Source organism: Haloferax elongans ATCC BAA-1513, assembly GCF_000336755.1.
Taxonomy (GTDB): domain Archaea; phylum Halobacteriota; class Halobacteria; order Halobacteriales; family Haloferacaceae; genus Haloferax; species Haloferax elongans.
Map to the genome: position 1 here is coordinate 188,786 of NZ_AOLK01000022.1, position 19,936 is coordinate 208,721.

Here is a 19,936-nt window from a genome sequence, read left to right on the forward strand (position 1 = left end):
CTACTTCAGGCTCATCGCGTAGGCGTCGATGCGCTCGTCGGAGCGGGCTTCCCAGGCGATAGCGTCGTTGACACCGTAGACGCTGAACTGCTGGTTCAGGAATATCCACGGGCACTGTTCGTGCGCCATCGCGTTGGCCTCCTGAAGCGTGGCGTCGCGGGCGTCTCCGGTCTGTGTCCCGGCATCTTCGAGGAGGGCGTCGAACTCCTCGTTTTGCCACGTGGTGAGCGTCCCGTCCGAAGCGAGCAGCGCCTGCATGACGAGGCCACCGTCGAACGTTGCTTCACCCCACCCAATGAGGAACCAAGGCGGTCGCGCCTCGATGGACCCCGCGAGGAGTTCGTCGACGAGCGACCCGAAGTCGCGCTGGCGAACCGTGGCTGTGACGTTCGGTAGTTCGTCGATGTAGCCCGCGACTGCTTGCGCGATTTCGAGGTCCTTCAGGTAGCGCCCGACGGGCGTGTGAAGCTCGATTTCGGCACCGGCGAACCCGGAGTCTTCGACCAGTTGCTCGGCTTGGTCGGGGTCGTACGGGTAGGGGTCGAGGTCGGCATTGTGGCCGACGAACTCGGGGAGCGTCGGCTGACTCGTCTGCGCACCGAAGCCGCCGAGAACGTTCTGGACGATGCTTTCGAGGTCGATAGCGTAGTTCATCGCCTGCCGGAATTCGACCGACGTGAACGGTTCCACGTCGAAGCGCATCGCGTTGTAGATAATGCGTGTCGACGGTGCGGCAGCAACCCGAGCGTTCTCGGAGTTGTTGACGCGTTGGACCTCCTGCGGCGGGACGTTGACGACAACGTCTGTCTCGCCCTGGAGAAGTTGATTGACGCGGGTACTCGCTTCCGATGCGGCGCGGAAGGTGAGTGTGTCGACGGCGGCGGGGTCCTGCCAGTAGTCTTCGTACGCCGTGAGGACGACTTCCTCGTCTTCGGTGTACGAACTGAGTTGGAACGGACCGGTCCCGTTCATCTGCTGGCCGACTTCGGCCTTGCTGCGCTCTTCGACCCACGACTGCTGCATCACGTCGAGATAGGTCGCGAACTCAGAGAACACGATGGGGTTCAGCCCGTCGTTGGTCACTTTGACGGCCATCTCGCCCTCGATAGCCTCCGCGCCGGTGACGCCAGCGAGCTGGTCACTCTGCGGGCTCGCGAAGCCGACTTCCTCGTCGACGACGCGGTTGATACTGTACGCGACGTCTTCGGGCGTGAGTTCGTCGCCGTTGTGGAACGTGACGCCCTCGCGTAGGTCGAACCGAACCGCGTTCTCGCCCTCGATTCGCTCGTAGTTCGTCGCGAGCGCTTCTTGCATCGCACCGGCCGCATCACGAGTGAGCACGCCCTCGTAGGCGTGGAGGACCACGATGTCGGTCGGCGTCTCACGGTGGTCGTGCGGGTCGAGACCCGAGGGCATCTGGCCCTGCGTAATCGTCACGTCGAACGACTCCTGCGACGGCGTCGGCGTCTCTCCGGTCGTGGTTGTCATCCCCCCGTCGTCTTCCGTGGTGGTGGTCGTCTCTTCGCCGCCACCGCCGGCGCACCCAGCGATTGCGGCAGAAGCTGCCGCGCCACCAGCCAGTGTGAGGTATTTCCGTCTGCCAATGTGTGGGTTGTTATCAGTCATCGAAGGAAAAATGTCGCCGTCGTTCTTATAACCATTGCCTGTTTCGACCCCCATCCAGCGCAGCGACTCTATATATTGGTACCTTATAACATAGAGTTAGACCGACACAAACCCGGGGTACGCTTATTATCCTCCATAGCAGAAGATTCGGTATGGCCGTGACCGGCCGTCCCACACTCAGGGACTTGTTCGACGAGTCGCCCACGCCTCACATCGCGCACCCGCCGTGGACGCATCGGCGTCACTTCTACGTCGCGACGGACGGGTCGTACCGCCCGAACTCCGGTGGACTCGGTGTGGTAATCGAAACCCGCGATGGCGAACGAGTGACCCGACTCTCGCTTCCCGACGTGGCTCCAGACAACAACGTCTCGGAGTATCGCGCACTTCACCTCGGACTCGACGTGCTCGCTCATCGAGCGCCGCCCGGGGCCCGCGTTGGCGTCCTCGTCGACCTCGACGACCTGGCTGCAAACGTGAACAACGCCGTACTCGCGTCGGACCACCCCGACTGGAAACCGCCGAAGCCAATCAGCGTCCCCGCCGGAAGCGAATACCACTGGCGCGGGATTCGAGCCCGCATCGCGGGCTTCGAGGAGGTTCGCGCCGCGAGTATCGACGGGAGAGAGAACCCGGCGCATCCGTTGGCGAACTCACCAAACGAGTACAAACACGTCAACGAGCAACCGGACCGGTGTGTCCTCCCGGACCCCCTCGGCTTCGAATCGGAGCAGGATGCGAGCTACCTCCCACCCTCCCGATTCGAAGGGCAGGCAGGCGACTAAGTCCCGAACGAACGCCCCTCAACTCCCGGCGCGGGTGACCTCACCCGCACCCTCGCTATGGGTCAGTCTCGCGCTCGCGGGACGTACATGAGGGCCCACCCTCGCTCTCAGAGCCCAATCCCACGCGTCGTCAACCGGAGTCCGATGAGCGCGAGCAGGCCCATCGTCGCGGCCTGCTGGGACGACTGCGGAATTTTCGGTCGCACCCATTTTCCCGCCTGTACTCCAACCAATCCCGGCAGTGAAGCCACCGCAGACAGCGCTAACAGGTCGGTCCCACCGAACAACCCGAGCCACGCCGCCAGGACCACACGAACCGTCGAGATACCGAGGAATATCAGCGCGACGACGCCGACGAACGTCGAGCGGTCGAGTCGGAGGCTCTGAAGGTACGCGACGACCTGTACGCCCACGTTGCTCGCGCCGAAGACAACCCCTGAGACGAGACCGAGCGCCGCTTTCATGCCCGACCCCTCGGTGAAGCAGACCTCTCGGAACCGGTCCTCGCCCGGAATCGGCACCCACGGTTGCGAGAAAGCGACGTAGACGAGGACGAACACACCGAGCGCGAGGGTCAACGGCCCGGTCGGAATCGCCGACAGGAGTACCATCCCGACGACGGTGCCGACGGCCGCCGCAGCGACGTAGGGCCAAAAGCGGCGCACACAAGATTGCAGGCTCGACCGGTCGAGTTCGCGCACGAGAGAGACGTTACCGGCGAGTATCGGGAGAATCATCACGACAACCGCCAGTTGCGGGCCAATCGTCGCTGCGAGTAGTGCCGTGCCGACGACAGAGAACCCGAATCCGTTGACACCGGTGACGAAGCCACCGAACGCGACGATGCCGAAGACGAGCGCGGCGGTGGCCAGTGTGACCTCCATAGGACGACTCTCGGAAGAGACGGGTATGAATCTGCGTCCCGAGTGCGCCTGCTGTACAGGGGCGCTCCGTCACGAACGGGAACTCCCCCCGGCACAAAGTTGACAACGAAGTGTGACGACTGGCGCTCATGGACGCGACGGAAACTGGTGAGTCGTTCGACCCACGCGGCCTCGGTCTGTCCCCGCTCGCCGCGACGCTCAGGTGTCGAGCACCGGACGTCGCCGTCAGTAGTCTCGTCGCATCGGCGGTCGTCTTCGCGCTCGTCTCCGACCCGGGGTATCTCTCGCCAACTGCGGAACTCGGACGCGACGTACTGGGCGCGTCTTCGGACCTCCTCGTCCGCGGAGAACTGGCCGTCCTCGTGGGCGTCTTCACAGGCGGTGTGCACCTCATCTCGCTGACTGGCCGCGACTCCAGTGTCTCCCTTCGAACTGCTGTGCCCCATCTCGTCGCCGCCGCGGTCTTGTTCGTCGCCGGTGTCGGACTCGCGTGGCTCGCCACGCCGACGCTCGTCGATATCCTCGCCGATGCGGACCGTATCGCGCTCTCGGCCCAACAGGCGGTGCTCGAACTCGAACTATTCTTCCCCGTCGCTGTCGGACTCGGTGCGGCCATCCCACCGCTTTTGGTCGGGTTAGTCCGGGCAAATGCACTCTGGTCTCGACTCGGCGGTCGAACCAGTGGTGTGGCGCTGCTTTTCATCGTCGCCTTCGCCGCGTTCTTCTCGCCGCCGGACCCGACGACGTTCGCCCTCTATGCGGCCCCGCCGCTCGCTGGCGTCGCTGTCGCTGTTGCGTGGGTCGACTTTCGATAGAAGTTGGAAAACGGGTGCGCCGCTCGGGTGCGACTACTCGTTCTGTGCGTCCACGACCGCAGTCGCCGCCAGATCGAACGACCACCTTTTTCTACGTCGGGTCGCCTCCGGCGACCGCTCCTCGAAAAATCTGGACCAAAAAGTGCCCTCGCTCCGCTCGGGCGCGTCTACTCGTTCTGTGCGTCCACGACCGCAGTCGCCGCCAGGTTGACGATGTCCTTCACTTCGTCGCCGCGCTGGAGGACGTGGACGGGCTTGCCCATGCCGACGAGCATGGGGCCGATAGCCTCCGCACCGCCGAGACGCTGGAGGAGTTTGTAGCCGATGTTGCCCGCTTCGAGGTTCGGGAAGATGAGCAGGTTCGCGGGTTCGTCGAGGTCTGCGAACTCGTAGGTGCCCGTGAGGATGTCTTCGACGAGTGCCGTGTCGGCCTGCATCTCACCGTCGACCGGGAAGTCGACGTCCGGGTCGTCCTGCAGCAACTGCGCGGCGTTCCGTGGCTTCGCCGTGCCTTCGTTGTCGACGCTGCCGAAGTTCGAGTACGACAGCAGGGCTGCTCGGGGTTCGACGTTGAACCGGCGAGCGAGTTCCGCGGTGTGCTTCGTAATCTCCGCGAGAACTTCCTCGTCGGGGTCGAGATTGACCGTCGCGTCGGCGCAGAAGACGACACGGTTCTTGAACGTCATCATGTAGACACCGGCCGCGTAGTCGGCGTCTTCGGCCGTGCCGACGACCTGGAGCGGCGGGCGAAGCCCACCGGGGTAGTGGTGGGTAAGCCCCGTCAGCATCGCGTCGGCGTCGCCCGTCTCGACCATCACGCTGGCGAAGTAGTTGGAGTCTCGGCGGACGAGTTCGCTCGCCTCGGACTTCGTGAGTCCCTTGCGCTTGCGGAGTTCGTAGAGACGGTCGGCGTAGTGGTCCCACTCTCCGTCACGCGGGTTGGCGATCGTGGGGTCGAAGTCGAGGCCGAGTTCCTCCGCCTTCCGCAGGATACGTTTGGTGTTCCCGATGAGGATTGGCTGTGCGATGCCTTCTTCCTGCATCTGGTAGGCTGCGCGGATGATTTTCTCGTTAGTCCCCTCGGCGAGGGCGACGCGCTTGGGGTCAGACTTCGCCTTGTTGAGGACGACGCGCATCATCTCGCGGGACTTGCCGAGGCGGGCTTCGAGGCGCTCGCGGTACTCGTTGAGGTCCACGCGCTTGCGGGCCGCACCGGAGTTCACCGCCGCCTGTGCCACTGCGGGCGCGACTTCGAACAGGACGCGGGGGTCGAGTGGCTTCGGGATGAGGTAGTCGGGACCGAACTGAAGCGGGTGGTCGCCGTACGCCTTGACGACCGCGTCGGGAACGTCCTGCCGAGCGAGTTCGGCGAGCGCTTCGGCGGCCGCACGCTTCATCGACTCGTTGATTTCGGTGGCGCGCACGTCGAGCGCACCGCGGAAGATGAAGGGGAATCCGAGGACGTTGTTCACCTGATTCGGGTAGTCGGAGCGCCCCGTCGCCATGATGACCATGTCGTCGCGGGCATTCTTGGCGTCCTCGTAGGTGATTTCGGGGTCTGGGTTCGCCATCGCGAAGATGATGGGGTCGTTGGCCATCGACCGAACCATCTCCTGCGAGACGATGCCGCCGACAGAAAGCCCGGCGAACACGTCTGCGCCCCGCATCGCGTCCGCGAGGTCACCTTCCTCGACTGGCTGGGCGAACTCGGCTTTGTACTTGTTGACGTCGCCCGACTCGACACGCGCCTCCGTGATGATACCCGAGGAGTCGCACATCGTGATGTTCTCTTTTTTCGCGCCGAGAGAGACGTAGAACCGAGCGGTCGCGAGGGCAGATGCGCCCGCACCAGAGAAGACGATATCGAGTTCGTCGAGTTCCTTGTCGACGACGTCCGCGGCGTTCAACAGCGCCGCCCCGGAGATGATGGCCGTCCCGTGCTGGTCGTCGTGGAAGACCGGGATATCCATCGACTCGCGGAGTTGTTGCTCGATTTCGAAGCACTCCGGCGCTTTGATGTCTTCGAGGTTGATGCCGCCGAACGTCGGTTCCATCGCCTTCGTCGCCGCGACGAAGTCGTCGACGTCGGCGATGTCGAGTTCGACGTCGAACACGTCGATGTCGGCGAAGCGTTTGAACAGGACGCCTTTGCCCTCCATGACGGGCTTGGACGCCGATGCGCCGATGTCGCCGAGGCCGAGGACGGCCGTCCCGTTGGAGACGACGCCCACGAGGTTCCCCTTCGCGGTGTACTCGTATGCGGCGTCCTCGTCTTCGTCGATATCGCGGCACGGTGCCGCGACACCCGGCGAGTACGCGAGCGAGAGGTCACGCTGCGTGTTTGTCGGTTTTGTCGTCGCAATCTCTATCTTTCCGGGCGGGTCCCGTCGGTGGTATTCCCGTGAGTCGTCGTCCAGTCCCATGACTCAGTGGTCCTCAGTCCGGAGGCAAAAAACTATCCAAGGGCGTCGAATATCGAGTTCGACGGTCGTCGAATTGTCGCCAGACGGAAGTTCGATGAAAGCGACGCTTCGACGCCGCACGCGAACAAAAATTACTCCGAATCGATGTGAAGAATTTCGTGGCGTTCGAGTTCGAAGGTGCCCGTCTCGTCGGTGACGGTTCGAGTCGGCCACGACCCTGTCGTCGTCAGCACTTCGGCGTCGTCCTCGGTGACGAGCACCGTGTCTTCGCTCTTTGCACCCTCGATAGTCGGGTTGTACGCGTAGCCCATCGGAACGCGAACCTCGTCGTCGGCGTCCGGGCGCGCGAACCACTCACGTCCGGCGAACCCTGCAGCACCGCCCTGATGGTGGTTCAGCCACTCGTCTGGCACGCCAACCTCGTCGTAGGTGTCGCGAATCGTATCGAACACGTCTGCGGCGGTACCATCCTCGGCGGCGACGCGCTGTGTTGCGGCGAGCGCGTTCACTTCGACGCGCATCGTCTTCTCGTGGCGCTCTTCGAGCCACTCGGGGGCGTCGAATGCGACGGTTCTCGTGCAACTCGCGTAAAGCCCGTCTCGCTGGGCCGTCACCGACACCAGCGCGTAGTCGCCGAGTCGCTCTTTGGTCGGCGTGTAGTGCCGGTATTTCTGTGCCCGGCGCGCACCACCCACGAGGGTCACTGGCGTCTCGATACCCATCGCGTGGAGCGTGACACGCAGGCCGGACGCGACTTCGTGTTCGGTGTCGTCGGGATGGAGTTCGCGACAGACGCGCTCGACTGCGTCGGCCACGTCGCGGCTGAGGGCGCGATAGGCCTCGATATCGTCTTCGCTGAGTGGCTGTCGAAGGCTTCCGGCATCGACCTCACTGAAACCCAGGACGTCGAAATCGGCGGCTGCGGGCGTCGGCGACACAGTCGCGACGGCAGACGCGAGAGAGCCTTCGTACCACTGGTACTGATGAATTTGCACGTCCTCGTGAGGGACTTCCTCGTGGAGGAGTCGGGTCGCTTCGATGTTGTCGGTCACGACGTGGAACTCGTCGCCGTCGTATCCAGCGGCTGCGACGCCGACATCGGAGTCACGGTCGACGACGTTGTCGCCGCCGAGGAGCCACGCAAAGGAGTTCGGGCGGGCGAACCAGACCGCCTCGGCGTCCTGCTCGGCGAGGTACGCGTCGAGACGCTCGGCCCGTGATTCGAGTCGCTCGTTCATATCTCGGGCGTCCAACCGAATCGACTTGAATGGGACGGCTCGCGTTCGGTGGCGGAAGGAAACGACTCACAGGAGACGCCGCCTTCGACGACCATACCTACGAGGTATAAGTTTACGCGGACCTGACCCCCGCGTATGACACCTCGGCTTCGTCGCCTCCTCGCCGGTGGTGCCGTGATGACCGGCATTCNGGACCTGACCCCCGCGTATGACACCTCGGCTTCGTCGCCTCCTCGCCGGTGGTGCCGTGATGACCGGCATTCTGATGGTCCTCGGCGTCTACACCGCCGCGTCGGGCGCTGGACTCACCTGTGCCGGTCGCTGGCCGTTCTGCGACGGCTTTCTCGGCCTCTTCCCGGCCAACTGGGGCAGCTTCATCGAGTGGTTCCACCGCCTCGTCGCGATGCTCACTGGCTTCGTCATCCTCGGAACGACGGTGAAAGCGTGGCGCGAGGGCGTCGCTGCACGCGTCCGCTACGCGCTCGTCGTCGCGACGGTCATCCTCCCGTTCCAAATCGTCCTCGGCGCGCTCACCGTCACCGAGTACGAGTGGGTCATCCTGACCGCCCACTACGTCGTCGCGACATCCATCTTCACCGCCGTCGTCGCCGCCGCCGCGTGGGGACTCGCCAACCGCGGTATCGGACGTACCGCTGACGCAGTCCGACTGGCACTCCTCGGGATGCCAATCATGCTCGTCCTCGCACCGCACAGCTTCCTCTCGTTCGGCCCGATGACGCAGGCGACCTACTACGTCGTCGGCCTCACGACCTACGCCGCACTCATCTGTGCGACTCTTTGGGCGTCTGCGGCACACGGTACTCGGCAGGACGCGTACGGCAAACTGCGACTACTTGCCGCGCCCGCGAGCGTGATTGTCGTCGCACTCCTCATCGTCGGTCGGCAGGTGTACGGGTCGACGCTCCAACTCGCTCACCTCGGCGGAACGGTCGTCGCACTCGTCCTCGTCGTCGCCGCGTTCTCCGTGGTTCGCGGTGGCCTCCCCGCATCCCGGACCGCCGTCACCAACGACGCAGACTAACTTCTCGACTCGATTTTTCACGACGATTTTTCAGTTCGATGAATCAAAATATCCTTGCTATGTTGTATCATCGACCAAGATTCTTAACCTGAATTGATATATTTTCTATGATGTGCTTATTTCTTATTCATTCTCACGTTTTTCTGGCAAATTTCACCAAAACAAACGTGAATCGGGGGACGGACCGAAGAAGTGTTATAGGCGGATGTGCTACCTGTGCCTTGTTATGCAACGTCGTACCTATCTGAAGGGTGCCGCAGGGGCTGCAGCCACGTTCACGATGGCCGGTTGTCTCGGCGGCGGCGGTGATACGATTACTATCGGGTCTGACATTCCATACCGTCCGTTCGAGTACAGGACGACCGAGAACGAACTCGTCGGTTTCGACGTTGACATCGCACAGGCCGTCTTCACTGATGAACTCGGTTACGAGCACGAGTTCCAAGAGACAAGCTTCGATACCATCATCGGCTCGCTAAACAACGGGAACTTCCGCGTCATCATGTCCGCGATGACCATCACCGAAGACCGTGCAGAGGAGATTGACTTCTCAGACCCGTATTTCACGGCGTACCAGACGGCTATCGTCCTGAACAGCAGCGACATCTCCTCGAAAGAAGACCTCCGAGGCGTCGCCGTCGGTGTCCAGAAGGGGACGACCGGCGAGAGTGCCGCGAAGAGCCTCAAAGAAGAGTTTGACGGCGACCTGACGATTCAGAGCTACGACCAAGTAACCGGTGCGTTCGATGCGCTCCGAAACAACCAGGTCAGCGCGGTCATCAACGATAACACCGTCAACGCGGAGTTCGCCGAGCAAAGTGACAACGTCCGCTTCCTTGAAGGGACCGGTGCCGCCGAAGAACAGGGCAAAGAAAATGCCCCACCGTATCTCACCTTCACCGTCGAGGAGTACGGTATCGGATTCCGGAAAGACGACGACGAACTCCGCGAGGAGGTCAACGGCGCGCTGCAGACGATACGCGACAACGGGACGTACGACGAGATCTACTCCAAGTACTTCTCCGGGTAAGCCAAACCAGACGCATTTTTTATCCCACTATTGTGAGAAAAAACACCATGGCCGAATCTTACTCAGAGGGGCGAACAAGAGACGGGGAGTACCAAGAACAGTTTTTGAACGACAAAACACTCAGGCGACTGGGCGCGACCATCGCGGGGCTATTTACGCTCGGGGTCGGCGGGCTAATTGCGGTGATTATCTTCACGCAGGTCGATTTCGAACTCTTCGTGGAGATCATCTACCCGCAGTTCTTCGAGGCGTTCCTACGGGTGCTCGGTATCGTCCTCGTCGGCAGTATGTTGTCTGTTACCGCAGGTGTCATCGTCGGTCTCGGTAGGGTGTCAAACACGAGATTCACGAACGCCGTTGCGACCGGGTACGTCGAGTTCTTCCGGGGCACACCGCTTTTGTTCCAGTTACTCGTCATTTTCACTGGAATCCCAGCGTTCTGGCCGCCTGGTCAATTTCCTATCTCCGACTGGGCGATTCCGACCGCGATTATCGGTCTGACGCTCAACCACGCGGCCTACGTCGGTGAGGCCGTCCGCGGCGGCATCGACGCCGTTCCGGAAGGACAGATGGAAGCCGCCCGCTCGCTTGGGATGTCCTACGTTCAGGGCATGCGCGAGGTCGTCCTCCCACAAGCGTGGCGCAACGCGCTTGCTGCAATCGGTAACGACCAAGTTATTTTGGTGAAGGACACTTCACTCCTGACAGTTATCGCCGTCCCCGAACTTATCAGTGCGTTCCGCAACGTCAACTCGGCTACGTTCGACCCGTGGACACCGATTATTCTCGTCGCTATCGCATACCTCATGATTACGATTCCGCTTGGAAAAATCGTCAGTCACCTCGAAACCCGCTCGGACTGGGGAGGTGACCGCCGATGAGTCTTCTTGAATTCGACAAGGTTGACAAATACTTCGGCGAGACGCACGTCCTCAAGGATGTCGACCTCGAAGTCGAAGAGGGCGAAGTGTGCGTCATCATCGGGCCATCCGGCTCGGGGAAGTCCACGCTCCTTCGCTGTGCCAACCGACTCGAAGAGATTCAGGACGGAGAGATTCGACTCGACGGCACCTCGATATCCGACCCTGACGCAGACATCAATCACCTTCGGCAGCGCATCGGGATGGTGTTCCAGAGCTTCAATCTCTTCCCGCACAAGACGGCGCTGGAGAACGTGACTCTCGCTCCGAAGAAGGTAAAGGACCTCGACGAAGGGGTCGCCGTACAGCGAGCAGAAGAGTTGCTCGACCGAGTCGGCCTCGAAAACCAAGCCGCCTCCTACCCGAACCAACTCTCCGGCGGGCAGCAACAGCGCGTCGCCATCGCCCGCGCACTGGCGATGGACCCGCACGTCATGCTCTTCGACGAGGTCACAAGTGCACTCGACCCCGAACTCGTCGGGGAAGTGCTCGACGTCATGCACGGCCTCGCCGACGAGGGCATGACCATGCTCGTCGTCACCCACGAAATGGGCTTCGCTCGGGAAGTGGGCGACCGTATCGTCCTCATGGCCGACGGGCGCGTCGTCGAGGACTCTCCGCCCGAGCAGTTCTTCGAGGACCCCGAGACCGAACGCGGGAAGCAGTTCCTCTCGAAGCTGTTCTGAGCCACTCGGGAACACACCTCCCAACAGTCTTATTGCCGGAAATCACGGTTGTGGCGGCATGAGCGATACACCCGGCGAATTCAGTACCGACCCCCCCGATTTCGACCACCGCAAGGCGATACTGTTCTGCCAAACCTGTGGCCGCGCAGCAGCGCTCGGTGACTGGCCTACACACGAAGTAGACGGCCAACTCCAGCGTATCGACTGTCCAGACTGCGGAGCGACCGTGTGGCGTGGGTTTACCGCTGACGACGACAGCGCGGGCCGCACCGTGTCGGCACCGATTCCCTGAGTTCGAGTCTCCACGCCCCCAACACACCGTTTCGGAACCGAACTGACTGCGACTCTTTTGTCGAGACAGACAGCAGAGGAAGCCCAGCCCGTCGCGGTAGTACTCCCAAAATCGAATTACAATCACAACTGTGAAATTCGGCTCGTCAACAGGTTTTGGCGACCGCGATTAATACACCAATAATCAGACATACCGGTGGTATCTCGTGTAGACATATACCGTCTACTGTGTCCCTTTCTTTATATTTCATTTTTATCGGGTTTTTATATACCCCTCTCGTGTCTGTTGTCAATAGATAGAAAACTTGACCATCAAGTAGGCGAACAATTGAATAGCACCCTCCAGAATTGCACACGTGCGAATGGAAAGTTGGCTCACTCCCGAAATTGCTATCGCTTTGATGTATCTTGGAGTGATTCCATCGATAGCTAACAGTTACGTCCTCTGGGGAGACCGACGCAAACCCGGTGTGCTCTGGTTCATCCTGTCGATGGCAACCGGTGGTGCGTGGGCGTTCCTCTTTGCGACGTTTACGCTCGTCTCCGACCCAGGGCTCACACTCGCCCTCGCGAACTTCTTCTGGGTGATGATACCGACCGCAGCGGTCACGATGTTCCTGCTCGCCTACGAGTTCGTCTTCAAGCACAACGTTTCACGAAGGGTCGCCGTCGCTTCGTTCCTCCCGATACTCGTGTTGTTTGTCGTGTCGTGGTTCAATCCCGATAACCTGGTGTACACACCAGAATACCACGTCGGACCAAACGGCTACTTGCATGCCCCTGATTTGGGCGGTCCGCTCAAAATCTTCGTCACGAAAATATACGGATACTTGCTGGTGTTCTTAGCCGCGGGGATGTTCGTCGGCGAAGCACTCCGAACGAATGGCACCCACCGCCGGCAGACGCTCTATCTCTTAGTTATCTTCTCGATGCTCGTTCTCTCGACGGTCGTCAAGGTCGCGGAGTTGGTACCGGTATACTTCGACTTGACTTCCGTGGTCTACTCGTTTTCCGGCGTGTTTTTCGCGTTCTCTATCAGCAAAAACGGATTCATGAAGTTCGTCCCCGTCGCCCGAGAACAGACGTTCCAGGAGGTCTCTGATGCGATATTTGTCATCAATCCCGAAGGGAATATCGTCGACGTGAACGACGCCGCCGGGCAGTTGTTCGGGGCCGGAATCATCGGCCAACAAATCGACGCCGTCCTCTCTGAGCACGTGACCTCGACTGGTGGTGCTGCCTCGACCCTCGAATTCCGGCGCAACGACGAGACACGGTTCTTCTCGGTGCAGACCTCTACGATTGCGTACGGGAGAGGCCTCGAAGGTGAGATAATGGTGTTGAGTGATATCACTGCGCTCAAGAAACGCGAAAACGAGTTGGACCTCCTCAAACAGATTCTCTCTCGTGTCTTCCGCCACAACATCCGCAACGACCTCAATGTCATCTCCGGGTACGCACAAATCATCGAAGACGCGTCCAGTGGAGACATTGCCGAATGGGCGGAGAGAATCAACGACCGGTCGACAAAAATCGTCAAGCAAGCCGAGAAGGCGGGGAAAATCGAGTCGGTGTTTTCGTACGACGAGACAGTCCAGCGACCACTCAGAGAAGACATCGAGAAAGCCCGGGAAGGATATCAGGTTACACCCCCCGCGGCCGTCTCGTTCGATATTGACGACGTAGAAGTCGAGGTCCACCCACGGTTCGACCTTGCTGTATTGGAACTCATCGACAACGCCCTCACACACCACCACGGCTCAGAACCGGCGGACATCGTCGTCTCCACCGAGCTGACCGACACGAGTGTTACCCTCGTCGTCGAGGACAACGGACCAGGACTTCCATCGGTCGAAGTCAGCGTCCTAAAGGCGCAAGAAGAGACCGACCTACAACACGGCTCCGGAATCGGCTTGTGGTTAGTCCACTGGATCGTCGCCCGGTCGAACGGGGAACTGACGACGGAAGTGACCGAGTCGGGTACCAAAATCAAAATCCCCCTTCCACGACTGCCACAGAACCAAACGACGTCAGAAGCCGACGGCGTCCCAGCCCAGTAACACCATCAGTATGACGACTGTAACCGACAAACCGACCCGGTTTGGCCGACAGCACTGGCAACAAGCTTAACAGACCAACTACAGACCAATTCATATGTCCCTCCACGAGATACGGTTTCTGTTTTTGAAATTGAATATCTGGTTGTGTCTGGCGTCGTCGCTGATGGTCGCAATCTCTGCGGTGGCACTCTCGATTCCGCTTTCGTCTGTCGGCGTCGGATTGGTTCTTCCCCCGTTGTTGTTCTATTTCATCTACGTCGAAGACAGACGGCGAGTCGCTCCAGAAGACGAGGTGAACCAGCCGTACCGAACCGAATTGGTTCGACGGCATCAGTCTGCCCTCCTCGTGACTGAACTGCTCGCGTTGCTCGGATACGTCGCCCTCTCGGGGATGCTCGTTCTCGAACGCCCGGACCTCGGCGTCGAGTACCTCGCTCTCGGGCAACTTCCGCTGCTCGTCTTGCTCGTCTACGGCCACCTCAAGCAACATCCGACGTTCGACTCACTGGCTGTCGGGGCGACGTGGGCGTTCGTCGTCGTCTTCTCCCTTTTGGTTTCGACGACGGTCACGGTTGGCTGGGAACTCGGTGGCGTCTTCGTCGGCTGGTTTCTGATTGCGTTTGCCGGCGTCGAATCGCGGAATATCCAAGATATCGACGGTGATTCGAAGTCGAACAAGACCACGCTGGCGGGGTATCTCGGTCGCAAGCCAACCATCGCGCTGGTCGGACTCGTAAAATCGCTCGGTGTGATTACGTTCTGGGTCGTTTCGGGCCGTGCCGTCGCTGGGTTGGCGCTCTGTTATCTCATCGTCCTCCGGCTCTTTCGGGCGTTGACTCGGTGGGAGACGCCCCACGTCGGAGAGTGACCAGCTACCGATGGCTGACGCCGCTCGAAGTCAGAAGAAGTCGGACAGACCAGCCTGTCCGTCGTCCGTCGCAGACGCCTCACCCGTCTCGTCTGTCTCGTCGGCGTCTCTATCGAGGACGTCGTCGGAGCCGGTGTCGGCGTCGCCATCGGCTCGTCCTCCGTCACCCGGCTCGCCAGTTTCGAGGTCGTCCATCCCGGCGAAGGCACCCCCGGCGTGCTCTTCGACTAATTCCTCGCGCAGTTCCTCGGCGTCTTCGACGATGGACTGGACCTTGTTCGTCGTCTCGCCGCTTCCGGTGACGAACGAGACGTGCGAGGTGTCGAAGTCGTAGTACGCCGTCATCGCCACAGTCAACTCACGCGGTTTGCAGTGGTGCGTGATAGCCGAGAGGAACGGCAGCACTTCACGCCGCGCCGTGGCCATGCTGAATCCGCCGTGTTCGGCAATCTTCCGTACGACAGTGTCGCGCGTCTTGTCTCGCGTCGAGCGATACGGTGCGCCACCGTATCGGGTCCACCCACCACGGGTACGGTCTCGTGAGGCGGCGACGCCAGCGGCGAGGTTGTCAGTCGCATAACGCCAATAGGAGTAGTTCTGCGTGGCGCGGACGCGACCCAGCCAGCGGTCCGCGTTGGCGAGGAACTCGTATGCCCGTGCGAGTTCGTCCGGTTCGTAGACGAGAGAGACCTTGTCCTCTATCCACTTCGTGAGGTCGTCCGGCGTCTCGTCCACGTCGTATGCGGTGTAGAGTGCTTCCTGTGCGGATTTCTCTTTGAGGACGGCGTCGAGGAATTCGAAGAGACCGACCGAGCGGTCTCGGTCGCCCATCACGACGTTCTCTTCGGTGATTTGGTCGCGACCTTCGGCGATTGCCTGGAGGTCGTTGACCGCCGACCGGAGGTCGCCGCTGTTCATGTCCGCGATGCGTTCGAGGGCCGCCGAGTCGAACTCGACGCCCTCTTTTCGACAGATGTCGCGGAGGACGGGGACGATAGAGCGCGCCGACACGTCTCGGAACTCGATTTCGCGGCAGGCGTTCCGCAGGCCGCGACTCATGTCGTAGAACTCGTTGGCGATGAGAACGATAGGCTGGCTCGACGACTTGACGAGTTTCGTGATGGCGCTGGCACCGCCGCGGTCGTAGTTGCCGTGGATGTTGTCCGCCTCGTCGAGGATGACTAACTGCCGTGTGGACGTGCCCGCCGACGACCCGGCGAGCGTGGCGTTCTTCGCGGCCCGACCGGCGAAGCGCTCGATGACGTCGGCAGTCCGCTGGTCCGAGGCGTTCAACTCGACTGTCTCCCACCCCATGTCGGCCGCGAGCGCGTGGGCGGCGGAGGTCTTCCCGATACCCGGACTGCCGTGGACGATAGCCGCCTCTCGGTGGTCATCCCACGATTTGCCCCACTCGGCGAGTGCGTCCCGGGCCTTGTTGTTCCCGCGCACCTCCGAGAGCGTCGATGGGCGGTACTTCTCCGTCCAATCTACCATTACCGGAGGAAGGACCGAGGCGCGTTTAGTGGTTGCGGAGCGCTGTTCGACGAGCACCGTCTTCGGAGTAAACGGCCGAGAACGGTCGTCGATAGTGTCACCGCTAGATTACATTATGGTTCGGACTGTATGGACAGTACTATGCGGAAGAAAACGTGCGTGGTCACGGGGTCGTCGCGTGGAATCGGTCGTGGAATCGCAGAGCGGTTTGGGAACGAAGGCTGTGAGGTCGCGGTCAACTACCGGTCCTCCCCGGAAGCGGCCGAAGCAGTCGTCGACGCAATCGAGTCGTCAGGTGGGTCAGCTATCGCGGTGCAGGCTGACGTGACCGACGTCGACCAAGTCGAACGAATGCGCGAGGAGGTCCACGAGACCTTTGGACCGGTCGACGTGCTGGTGAACAATGCAGGTATCAATCAGGACATCCTGTTCAAGGAGATGTCCCACGAAGACTGGGACGTCGTTCTCGACGTGCACCTCGACGGGACGTTTCACTGCACGCAGACGTTCTACGACGATTTGGTCGCTGCCGAACAAGGCCGCCTCATCAACATCTCCAGTATCGTGGGCAAGGGCGGCAATTTCGGGCAGGCGAACTACGCGACTGCCAAGGCCGGAATCTTCGGCTTCACCCGGACGCTCGCCCTCGAACTCGCTCGTGAAGGCACGACTGCCAACTGCGTCGCACCGGGGTTCATCTCGACGCAGATGGTCGAGGAACTCCCCGAGAAAATAAAAGACCGCATCCGTGAGGACACGCCTCTCGGGCGACTCGGCACCGTCGAGGAAGTCGCCGAGGTCGTCGCGTTCCTCGCGAGCGACCGCTCGTCGTTCATCACTGGCGAGGTCATCGACGTTAACGGGGGCAAAGACCTCTAACAACCTCGTCTTTCGAAATGCCGTCTTCGACAGACACTGGAAGAAAACATGGGGACTGGGAGCCAGACAACGCGACGACACAGCCAACTGATTCTCGTCGTGGGCTGGGTCGTCGCCGTCGGCGAGTATGACAGCCGAGAGCCTCGGTGGACGACCGACTAGCCGGTAGTCTCGGAGTGACTCGACCTGTACACTGTCCGGTGTTCACGTATGTCAACACACGGAAAATTTATTACCACCCTCCGAGTGCGCTCTGGTCCATGTTTCCCGACGAAATTGTCACCCCGCGGCTTCGGCTTCGCGCCTTGTCGCGGGAGGTTGTCGACCCTGTAGACGCATACGACTACTTCGCGGCGTCGCGGTCGGACACCATCGAAGAAGAGACTGAATACGTCACGTGGAACCCCCACCAGACTCCCAAAGAAGGGTTCGACTTCCTGAAGCAGGCCGAGAAGGGCCACCGAGAGGCTGAAAACGCCATCTACGCTATCTTTCCCCGCGAGGGAGAAGACGGCGCTGGCGAATTTGCTGGCACGACCGGATTCAACCCCGAGTGGGACACGCACCGAGCAGTCTTCGGCATGTGGCTTCGAAAGAAGTTCTGGGGGCGGGGCTACTCGGGCGAGCGCGCCGCCGCACTCTTTGCCACCGTCTTCGACGTGCTCGACCTCGACCTCGCCTACGTGCAGGTGCTCCCGGAGAACGAGCAGTCGATTCGGGCCATCGAGAAGTACATCGACCGCTTCGGTGGCCAACACGACGGTCTGTTCCGCAACGCCTCAGTCGACATGGACGGGACGCCCCACGACGCTCACACCTACTCGGTGACGCGCGAGCAGTGGCTCGATGCGACTGGCGGCGACTACGACGCCGAATTCCATTGGGAGGACCGTCAATGAGTCACCTCTTTCCCGAGGTCATCGAGACCGAGCGCCTGCGACTCGTGGCTGCCCGCCCCGAGAACGTCCACCCGCTCGACGTGTACGAAGCCTGTTCGCAACCGGAGATGGACGACGTGGCAACGTACATGCCGTGGTCGCGCCACGAGACGCCGAAAGTCTCGAAAGACTTCCTCGACGACTGCGCGTCGAAGTGGGACGACGCCGAGAGCGCCCAGTACGCGGTCTACCCGCGCGATGGTGAGGACGGTGCAGGCGAACTCGCTGGCTTCGGTGGCATCCACACCGAGTGGCCCCGTCGGGTTGGCACGCTCGGCTTCTGGCTCCGCCCGCAATTCTGGGGCCGAGGCTACTCGGGTGAGCGCGCCGAAGCCCTCACCGCACTGGCGTTCGACGTACTCGACCTCGAAGTCGTCGAGGTCAAACACGCCGTCGAGAACGAGAAGTCCCAACGCGCCATCGAGAAGTACATGGACGCACTCGGCGGTGGCCGCGACGGGCGGGACCGAAACAGCCTGCCAGTCGAAGACGGCGTCGCCGACCAGTTCGTCTACAGTGTCTCACAGGACGAGTGGCTGGATGCGACCGGCGGCGACTTTGACGCCGAGCTCTCTTGGGATGGCGCTGCCGACGCCAGCATCGCTACCGACACCACTCCGGACGACAACACCAGCGCCGCCATCGACACCACCGCAGACGACGACGCCAACGCCGACCACTGACTCGTCTCGTTGCGGCGTGATTCAGTGGCGCACGCGTCACGAGCACGCCTCGCACGGCGGCCACGAGACATATACCGGCGACCCACAATCGCTTCCGACACAATGTCAGTGACAACCGGGTCAGCCAGCGATTCGACGCAATCGACGGCGAAAACGGTCGGTATCGGTGCGGTGGCCGGGCTGGGTGCGGCCCTCCTCGGGTACCTCGCTACCTACGTCGCAACCGCGTCGACCATCGAGAATTCGACCGCGAGCCAAGTGCTCGAAGCACTCGGGTCGAACATCTCCACGTGGAAGGTCGTGGGGTGGGTGTTCATGAACGCCCACGGTGTGACGACGAACTTCCCCGGCCTGTTCGGAACGACGTCCTCGACGAACCTCATCGAAGGTGCCGAAGCGTTCTCAGCCGCGCTGTACGCCGTCCCCGCGGTGGCACTCCTCGCGGCAGGTGTCGTCGCGGCCGTCGCCTGCGGCGCATCGTCGGCCAAATCGGGGGCGATAGCAGGCGGGTCGACCGTACTGGGCTATCTCCCCGTCGCGCTCGCCGGACTCGCGCTGTTCGCTATCACCATCGGCGACGCTGTCGCCCGGCCCGACCCGGTGACGTCAGTGCTCCTCGCCGGTATCGTCTACCCCGCCGTCCTCGGCACCGTGGGCGGTGTGGCAGCCTCCGCGATTCGATAATTCTCCCTGCCGTTCGCAGCCGCCTCAGAGGTCGCGTGCCACGAGTTCGCCCCAGTGGTCGAACCCGTAGCGGTCGTAGAAGGCCCGCGCCCGGTCGTTTGCCTCGTCGACGTCGAGGACCATCCGGTCTAACGGGAGGTCCTGCGAGCGCGCGTGGTCGAGCACGGCCTGCATGAGCGCGTCGGCAACACCCGTCCCACGGAACTCGGGTGCGACGAATATCTCGTTGAGCACCGCCGCGTCCCAGATGAACGTCATCTCCTCGGGGAGTGCGAAGGCGTACCCGGCGAGAGATGACTCCGTGTCGTCTTCGCCCCTCTCTGCCTCGGCGACGACGACACACCCGTGGTCCTCGGTCGTACAGCGCTCGACCCACGAGAGATATCGCTCGCGGTAGTCGTCGGTGAGTTTCGCCTCGTACGTGTCGAGTTTGTCGTCGCCGCCGGTCCCCTCGCCGATTCCGAGTTCGAACCCGCGTTTGAGTTCCCAAAATGCGTCGGCGTCGGTCGGCTCGTACGGGCGTACCGCGACGCCCTCGGGTAGGTCGCTCATGGAAAGCGGTGGGTCGGCATTCGTTATGAACTCTCGGA

At 61.7% G+C, this 19,936-nt stretch carries 19 protein-coding genes; 13 read left to right on the top strand and 6 right to left on the bottom strand.

Translation table 11 applies throughout. The features are described 5' to 3' along the window. On the bottom strand, positions 1 to 1,626 hold the full coding sequence (locus C453_RS15470; protein ID WP_008325874.1) for an ABC transporter substrate-binding protein: 1,626 nt from the start codon (positions 1,624 to 1,626) through the stop codon (positions 1 to 3). A 152-nt stretch (positions 1,627 to 1,778) separates the two neighbouring features. Between C453_RS15470 and C453_RS15475 the strand changes: the two genes are divergently transcribed. Beyond that, positions 1,779 to 2,411, top strand: a complete 633-nt coding sequence (locus C453_RS15475) for a ribonuclease H family protein (RefSeq protein ID WP_007542884.1) — start codon at positions 1,779 to 1,781, stop codon at positions 2,409 to 2,411. Between the two features lie 107 nt (positions 2,412 to 2,518). On the opposite strand, the gene C453_RS15480 is transcribed toward C453_RS15475, so the two are convergent. Next, complete coding sequence (locus C453_RS15480; RefSeq protein WP_008325877.1) at positions 2,519 to 3,295, bottom strand: sulfite exporter TauE/SafE family protein; 777 nt, start codon at positions 3,293 to 3,295, stop codon at positions 2,519 to 2,521. A 128-nt stretch (positions 3,296 to 3,423) separates the two neighbouring features. On the opposite strand from C453_RS15480, the gene C453_RS15485 reads away from it, so the two are divergent. Beyond that, entirely contained in the window at positions 3,424 to 4,110 is a 687-nt protein-coding gene (locus C453_RS15485) for a twin-arginine translocase subunit TatC (protein WP_008325878.1), read from the top strand. A gap of 167 nt (positions 4,111 to 4,277) precedes the next feature. Here the strand turns inward: C453_RS15485 and C453_RS15490 are convergent, their stop codons facing one another. Both C453_RS15490 and C453_RS15495 read right to left on the bottom strand, forming a co-directional pair. After that, positions 4,278 to 6,533 carry an NADP-dependent malic enzyme gene (locus C453_RS15490; protein ID WP_008325879.1) on the bottom strand — a complete coding sequence of 752 codons (2,256 nt, stop codon included), beginning with the start codon at positions 6,531 to 6,533 and terminating at the stop codon, positions 4,278 to 4,280. A 131-nt stretch (positions 6,534 to 6,664) separates the two neighbouring features. Continuing rightward, positions 6,665 to 7,771, bottom strand: a complete 1,107-nt coding sequence (locus C453_RS15495; protein WP_008325881.1) for a M24 family metallopeptidase — start codon at positions 7,769 to 7,771, stop codon at positions 6,665 to 6,667. 250 nt (positions 7,772 to 8,021) lie between these two features. On the opposite strand from C453_RS15495, the gene C453_RS15500 reads away from it, so the two are divergent. The 7 genes from C453_RS15500 (at position 8,022) to C453_RS15530 (ending at position 14,668) form a co-directional block, all read left to right on the top strand. Further along, positions 8,022 to 8,813: a COX15/CtaA family protein gene (locus C453_RS15500; RefSeq protein ID WP_193788080.1), complete on the top strand. Its 792-nt coding sequence runs from the start codon at positions 8,022 to 8,024 to the stop codon at positions 8,811 to 8,813. A 226-nt stretch (positions 8,814 to 9,039) separates the two neighbouring features. Further along, positions 9,040 to 9,843 carry a basic amino acid ABC transporter substrate-binding protein gene (locus C453_RS15505; protein ID WP_049907739.1) on the top strand — a complete coding sequence of 268 codons (804 nt, stop codon included), beginning with the start codon at positions 9,040 to 9,042 and terminating at the stop codon, positions 9,841 to 9,843. Between the two features lie 47 nt (positions 9,844 to 9,890). Beyond that, positions 9,891 to 10,724, top strand: a complete 834-nt coding sequence (locus C453_RS15510; protein WP_049907740.1) for an amino acid ABC transporter permease — start codon at positions 9,891 to 9,893, stop codon at positions 10,722 to 10,724. Beyond that, positions 10,721 to 11,449, top strand: coding sequence for an amino acid ABC transporter ATP-binding protein (locus C453_RS15515; protein WP_008325885.1), 729 nt, complete (start codon positions 10,721 to 10,723; stop codon positions 11,447 to 11,449). The genes C453_RS15510 and C453_RS15515 overlap by 4 nt, the downstream gene beginning before the upstream one ends. Positions 11,450 to 11,507: 58 nt before the next feature. Further along, complete coding sequence (locus C453_RS15520; RefSeq protein ID WP_008325886.1) at positions 11,508 to 11,741, top strand: hypothetical protein; 234 nt, start codon at positions 11,508 to 11,510, stop codon at positions 11,739 to 11,741. Between the two features lie 400 nt (positions 11,742 to 12,141). Next, positions 12,142 to 13,800, top strand: a complete 1,659-nt coding sequence (locus C453_RS15525; protein WP_083881610.1) for a histidine kinase N-terminal 7TM domain-containing protein — start codon at positions 12,142 to 12,144, stop codon at positions 13,798 to 13,800. Between the two features lie 163 nt (positions 13,801 to 13,963). After that, positions 13,964 to 14,668, top strand: coding sequence for a UbiA family prenyltransferase (locus C453_RS15530; protein ID WP_008325888.1), 705 nt, complete (start codon positions 13,964 to 13,966; stop codon positions 14,666 to 14,668). A gap of 30 nt (positions 14,669 to 14,698) precedes the next feature. Here C453_RS15530 and C453_RS15535 read toward each other — a convergent pair whose 3' ends face one another. Beyond that, a complete protein-coding gene (locus C453_RS15535) occupies positions 14,699 to 16,162 on the bottom strand; it encodes a replication factor C large subunit (RefSeq protein WP_008325889.1) in 1,464 nt (487 codons plus the stop codon). 141 nt (positions 16,163 to 16,303) lie between these two features. Here C453_RS15535 and fabG point away from each other — a divergent pair, with 141 nt between their 5' ends. From fabG to C453_RS15555, 4 genes are all read left to right on the top strand, one after another. After that, a complete protein-coding gene (gene fabG, locus C453_RS15540) occupies positions 16,304 to 17,041 on the top strand; it encodes a 3-oxoacyl-[acyl-carrier-protein] reductase (RefSeq protein WP_008325890.1) in 738 nt (245 codons plus the stop codon). A gap of 260 nt (positions 17,042 to 17,301) precedes the next feature. After that, positions 17,302 to 17,940, top strand: a complete 639-nt coding sequence (locus C453_RS15545; protein ID WP_008325891.1) for a GNAT family N-acetyltransferase — start codon at positions 17,302 to 17,304, stop codon at positions 17,938 to 17,940. Then, positions 17,937 to 18,662, top strand: a complete 726-nt coding sequence (locus C453_RS15550; protein WP_008325892.1) for a GNAT family N-acetyltransferase — start codon at positions 17,937 to 17,939, stop codon at positions 18,660 to 18,662. Before C453_RS15545 ends, C453_RS15550 begins: the two co-directional genes overlap by 4 nt. A 102-nt stretch (positions 18,663 to 18,764) precedes the next feature. Then, positions 18,765 to 19,346, top strand: coding sequence for a hypothetical protein (locus tag C453_RS15555; RefSeq protein ID WP_008325893.1), 582 nt, complete (start codon positions 18,765 to 18,767; stop codon positions 19,344 to 19,346). Positions 19,347 to 19,370: 24 nt separating this feature from the next. On the opposite strand, the gene C453_RS15560 is transcribed toward C453_RS15555, so the two are convergent. Then, on the bottom strand, positions 19,371 to 19,898 hold the full coding sequence (locus C453_RS15560; RefSeq protein WP_049907789.1) for a GNAT family N-acetyltransferase: 528 nt from the start codon (positions 19,896 to 19,898) through the stop codon (positions 19,371 to 19,373). Between the last annotated feature and the right edge of the window lie 38 nt (positions 19,899 to 19,936).

Excerpts from the sequence above, each read along its gene's own strand:
- C453_RS15470 (WP_008325874.1), bottom strand. The coding sequence starts at position 1,626 with ATGACTGATAACAACCCACACATTGGCAGACGGAAATACCTCACACTG.
- C453_RS15475 (WP_007542884.1), top strand. The coding sequence starts at position 1,779 with ATGGCCGTGACCGGCCGTCCCACACTCAGGGACTTGTTCGACGAGTCG.
- C453_RS15480 (WP_008325877.1), bottom strand. The coding sequence starts at position 3,295 with ATGGAGGTCACACTGGCCACCGCCGCGCTCGTCTTCGGCATCGTCGCG.
- C453_RS15485 (WP_008325878.1), top strand. The coding sequence starts at position 3,424 with ATGGACGCGACGGAAACTGGTGAGTCGTTCGACCCACGCGGCCTCGGT.
- C453_RS15490 (WP_008325879.1), bottom strand. The coding sequence starts at position 6,533 with ATGGGACTGGACGACGACTCACGGGAATACCACCGACGGGACCCGCCC.
- C453_RS15495 (WP_008325881.1), bottom strand. The coding sequence starts at position 7,771 with ATGAACGAGCGACTCGAATCACGGGCCGAGCGTCTCGACGCGTACCTC.
- C453_RS15500 (WP_193788080.1), top strand. The coding sequence starts at position 8,022 with ATGACCGGCATTCTGATGGTCCTCGGCGTCTACACCGCCGCGTCGGGC.
- C453_RS15505 (WP_049907739.1), top strand. The coding sequence starts at position 9,040 with ATGCAACGTCGTACCTATCTGAAGGGTGCCGCAGGGGCTGCAGCCACG.
- C453_RS15510 (WP_049907740.1), top strand. The coding sequence starts at position 9,891 with ATGGCCGAATCTTACTCAGAGGGGCGAACAAGAGACGGGGAGTACCAA.
- C453_RS15515 (WP_008325885.1), top strand. The coding sequence starts at position 10,721 with ATGAGTCTTCTTGAATTCGACAAGGTTGACAAATACTTCGGCGAGACG.
- C453_RS15520 (WP_008325886.1), top strand. The coding sequence starts at position 11,508 with ATGAGCGATACACCCGGCGAATTCAGTACCGACCCCCCCGATTTCGAC.
- C453_RS15525 (WP_083881610.1), top strand. The coding sequence starts at position 12,142 with ATGTATCTTGGAGTGATTCCATCGATAGCTAACAGTTACGTCCTCTGG.
- C453_RS15530 (WP_008325888.1), top strand. The coding sequence starts at position 13,964 with ATGGTCGCAATCTCTGCGGTGGCACTCTCGATTCCGCTTTCGTCTGTC.
- C453_RS15535 (WP_008325889.1), bottom strand. The coding sequence starts at position 16,162 with ATGGTAGATTGGACGGAGAAGTACCGCCCATCGACGCTCTCGGAGGTG.
- fabG (WP_008325890.1), top strand. The coding sequence starts at position 16,304 with ATGCGGAAGAAAACGTGCGTGGTCACGGGGTCGTCGCGTGGAATCGGT.
- C453_RS15545 (WP_008325891.1), top strand. The coding sequence starts at position 17,302 with ATGTTTCCCGACGAAATTGTCACCCCGCGGCTTCGGCTTCGCGCCTTG.
- C453_RS15550 (WP_008325892.1), top strand. The coding sequence starts at position 17,937 with ATGAGTCACCTCTTTCCCGAGGTCATCGAGACCGAGCGCCTGCGACTC.
- C453_RS15555 (WP_008325893.1), top strand. The coding sequence starts at position 18,765 with ATGTCAGTGACAACCGGGTCAGCCAGCGATTCGACGCAATCGACGGCG.
- C453_RS15560 (WP_049907789.1), bottom strand. The coding sequence starts at position 19,898 with ATGAGCGACCTACCCGAGGGCGTCGCGGTACGCCCGTACGAGCCGACC.